This window comes from Anaerotruncus sp. 1XD42-93, from assembly GCF_009917605.1.
Lineage (GTDB): Bacteria > Bacillota > Clostridia > Oscillospirales > Ruminococcaceae > Anaerotruncus.
This window is the reverse complement of the sequence record NZ_QZEG01000113.1, coordinates 1-4009: the sequence shown is the minus strand read 5'-3', so window position 1 is coordinate 4009 and position 4009 is coordinate 1. Positions and strand designations below refer to the sequence as shown.

5 protein-coding genes are annotated in these 4009 nt (G+C 46.2%); 3 read left to right on the top strand and 2 right to left on the bottom strand.

Annotated elements, in window-relative coordinates:
- The first annotated feature begins 94 nt into the window (after positions 1-94).
- A complete protein-coding gene (locus D5269_RS17000; RefSeq protein ID WP_158605063.1) occupies positions 95-478 on the top strand; it encodes a helix-turn-helix transcriptional regulator in 384 nt (127 codons plus the stop codon).
- A 220-nt stretch (positions 479-698) separates the two neighbouring features.
- On the opposite strand, the gene D5269_RS16995 is transcribed toward D5269_RS17000, so the two are convergent.
- Together D5269_RS16995 and D5269_RS16990 are read right to left on the bottom strand one after the other, a co-directional pair.
- Positions 699-1037: a hypothetical protein gene (locus tag D5269_RS16995; protein WP_016315128.1), complete on the bottom strand. Its 339-nt coding sequence runs from the start codon at positions 1035-1037 to the stop codon at positions 699-701.
- A gap of 14 nt (positions 1038-1051) precedes the next feature.
- Positions 1052-1825, bottom strand: a complete 774-nt coding sequence (locus tag D5269_RS16990; protein ID WP_016315129.1) for an SDR family oxidoreductase — start codon at positions 1823-1825, stop codon at positions 1052-1054.
- 287 nt (positions 1826-2112) lie between these two features.
- On the opposite strand from D5269_RS16990, the gene D5269_RS16985 reads away from it, so the two are divergent.
- Positions 2113-2874, top strand: coding sequence for an IclR family transcriptional regulator (locus D5269_RS16985; protein WP_016315130.1), 762 nt, complete (start codon positions 2113-2115; stop codon positions 2872-2874).
- A 213-nt stretch (positions 2875-3087) separates the two neighbouring features.
- Positions 3088-3918 (top strand): RraA family protein, encoded by an 831-nt coding sequence (locus D5269_RS16980; RefSeq protein WP_016315131.1) that lies wholly within the window; start codon positions 3088-3090, stop codon positions 3916-3918.
- Positions 3919-4009: the final 91 nt, after the last annotated feature.

Sequence of the window (4009 nt, the reverse complement as noted above, 5' to 3'; positions counted from 1 at the left end):
TACGACTCCCGTCCTTTTTCTTCCATATCTCTATTTTACCACGTTCTTTTCTCCTTGTGAATACAGGTTCTAAGAGCCGGGAGGTGAACTGCTGGTGGCAAGTAACAAACACAAAATAGCGTCAGTTGATATAACAGATAAGATGGGAGAGCGGATTAAAACTGCTCGTGAAGATCGTGGTTATACTAGGGCACAATTATCTGAACGATCTGGTATTAGTGAGCGGTATATAATTGGAATTGAAAATGAAGGCAGTATCCCCAAGGTTGCGGTGCTAAATGATTTGTTACGTGGACTTGGGTTATCAGCGGATTCAATTTTTTACCTGGAGCTTATAGCTTCTGATCCGGAATTGGAACAGGTAGCCCGTCTATATTTAGCTTGTGATAAGAGAGAACGAAAAATAGTGATTGACTTAATCAATTCTCTGTTAGATAGCCGAGAAGATTTCACTAATTCGTTGGGTGCAGTCCCCTAAATGACATCTGAATCGATGCTATTAGACCAACAGTCACATGGCATAGAGTTGCCATGTGACTGTTTTGCAGTTTGAACACAACTTCTATTTGCGTCTCACGATGAGATTTATTTCATATTTTCGTGTGTAATACTATATAGAAAAGCAGGACAGTCATACCGTCCTGCAAAAGCAAATAGTTTTACTTGGGTATAATCACGCAGGATTTTCATTCTCATAATTACATCGGAAGTATATTCAGTCGATCTATCTTTCCATCCTCGGTTTCAGAGGAAAGATAGGCAACTACAGGAACAACTTTCCCATGATATACAATGAAGTACCATGCCACGTTTTCTTCCATAAATTTTACTCCGCTAATGGGGAACGGACCCCCATTGTAGCCGAATTTATGGTGAAACATCATTTCTACCGCCATTTTTCCGGACAGATGCAGAGGGTCCTCGCCTACCATCGTCCAAGATGAATCGTGGAGAACACTGTCTTTGGCGAACAGGTCAGCCAAGGCACACTCGTCGCCTTTGCGCATACAATCAATGTACTGTTCCAATAATGTCATCTCAATCGCCTCCTTTAAAAGCGCTCGGAGCGCATAAGTGCGTCGATGCCGCCATCTACAAATAATACCACACCATTGATACCGCTGGCCTTTTTTGAGGCCAAGAAAACGATTGCATTGGCAATCTCCTCTGCATCAAGGAATTCCCTCGTGCCATAACGTGTGGGGATCGGAATGAGCAGAGCAGCATCCTTTTGTTGCTCTGTCAGATTTTTGGTCATAGGTGTAGTGGTGTTGCCAGGAGCAACGGCATTGATTCGTAGGCCGTCCACAGCCCAAGAAGGGGAAACCCGGCGTACCCAACGGGCCAGAGCACATTTGGAAGAGCTGTACACCGAAGCAGCTTGAGCCTGTGGAATCATACGGGCCAGGTCCATACCTCGATCCCGATTACGCAAATTGCTCAACAGTTCAACCCAGTCCATTCGAACACTGGAATTGGTGATGGAATTGGAACTGGTCATCACGCAGCAGCCCTTTTTCTTAGCCAGCAGGGGCCGCAATCCTTCAGCGATGTAAGTGCCGGCATAGAAATTCAACGAGAAAATCTTTTCTGGCGGTGCGGTAGGGCCTACACCTGCATTGCTGATGAGGCCATCAATACCGTCAGGATACTTTTCCGTAACCGCACGAATGGCGGTGCTTACACCTTCATCGGTTGACAGGTCAACCTCTATATCGCCACCGCGATAATCAATGTTGAATACCTCATGCCCAGCTCCAAACAAGAGCCGCCTGACTTCCGCACCGATTCCAGTTGTGCCACCGGTTATAACGTAGCTTCCCATGTTTGCCTCACTCACTTTCTTATCTTATTTTATTTAGCAAAGATTCCGAATAGGAAACCCTGTTCTTTACCAGATTACCATGTGGCTTTTTAAAATGCAATATTCCAATAGTAAAATTGCAAAATTTTGGCGTAGCGCACTGATATGATAGGAACTTTTCATTTAAAATGACTGTGTTGTTTCTTATCGGAGAATACTCCATCAAAAAGTTTTTAATTTTATGCTATAAGTACTGCTTGACAATCTGTAAGCTAAGAAGATACAATAAGAAAAAGGAAGTGGAATAAATGAACTCATCTGAAAAGACAGCCGCTTTGCTCAAACTTTTAGGGCAAGCTCCCTATGTACATAGTGTGACAGATCTGGGGGCAAAAATTGAATGCAGCAAAAGCGGTACCTTCAAATTGCTTAATGCTTTAGTGAATAGTGGTCTTGCTGCTCAAACAGTAAACCGCAAGTACACTTTGGGGCCGGTTATTTACATTCTAGGTAAAACTTATGAGGATAAAATCGGCTTGTCCAGAATGGTAAAGCCCTATTTGATTCGTCTGCGGGATTTGACGGGAGAAAACGCCTCTTTCAGTATGCTGATTAACGGAAAAGCTAACTTGGTTTATCGGGAAGAAAGTTTACAAGCAGTGCGTGTAGCAGGAGATGTAGGTCAAGAAAGGCCATTATATGCTGGAGCAACCGGAAAAATCTTGGGTGCATTTCAGGAGGATGATGTCATACGTAAGCGTCTAATGGATGAGCCACTGATCGCCTTTACAGAGTTGACTATTACCTCTCCTGGTGCACTGTTGGAGGAATATGCCAAAATACGAGAGCAAGGCTATGCTATCAGTGATGGAGAACTGAACATCGAAACAGTAGGAATTGGTGCGCCTATCCGGGACGATTCAGGCAGTGTGTGGGCTGCCATCTCTATTGGTGCACCCAGGATGCGGGTAGACGCAGTGCGAAGAGAGAGATATATTTTCTTAGTGAAAGAAATTGCTAGTGAGATGTCCCGTGATCTGATGCAGGGGACCATCGGACAGTCGTTATAGCGAAAGAAGAACAATATCAAGTGTGATTTCCATATAGAAAACTTTGCCGTCGTTTTTGATTAAAACGGCGGCAAAAAACTGTTTATACATCTGAAAATAATCTATTTTACCCAAAAGGTCTTGCGGACGAAGCAGTAATGTGTTAGCATATAGGCATTCTAGGTTTCCACTCAGGAAACTATTAACCGAATTCATTTGAAGGAGTGCTGCAAAATGGATCTTAGTCAGGTAGAAGTTTACAACAAGGAAGTCGCTGAACTGCGTGCCCAACGCGATGCCGATTACGCTGAGTATGAGGCTGCTGGCCGTATTTGGGGACTGGTTCCCCGTGAGCGGATCACCAAGATCAAGTTTCCCCGCGTGAAGAAAGAGATCATCGACGGCTACCTCTCCATGGAGGATATGTCCACCACTGTCTCCGACGTGCTGGATTCCTACGGTATTGATGGGGCCATCCCCACCTCTTACCTGAAGCCCGTCATTCCCGGCAGCAAGATTTGTGGCCCCGCCGTGACCATTCGTAATATCCCCGTCCGTAAGACCCCCACCCAGGGCGCTCACGACCATGACTTCATTGCCATGTCTACCCGGGACATCTACTATATCGGCGAGCCCGGCGACGTGCTGGTATCCGACTTCGGTGGCAACCTGGATGTTTCCAATATGGGCGGCCAGAGCTGCACCGTGGGCAAAAGCTGCGGCTTTGCTGGCAACATCGTAAACGGCTGCTGCCGAGACGTGTCCTCCATCCGGGAGTATAATTACCCCGTCTTTTCCTGCGGCACCACGCAGATTACCGGTAAATACCGCATGGAGTGCGTGGAGATGAACGGTCCCGTCACTCTGTGCGGCAAGCTGGTCACCCCCGGCGACCTGATGGTGGCCGACGATTCCGGTGTGTGTATTGTCCCCTATGAACTGGCCGAGAAGGTGCTGGAGGAATGCCTGAAAATCGCCGCTGCCGAAGAACGGATGCGTCAGCTGATTGAGACTAAGGCCCCTATTTCCGAACTGCGGCCCCTGTTCCGTTCCCGTTACAAGTAATCAATTTGAAAGCGAGAGATTAGGCCTTGTTTGAAAAATAGGGAAGGATGAGCTAAATCAACAAAATAGCGATAGCGGCAATATAAACAAA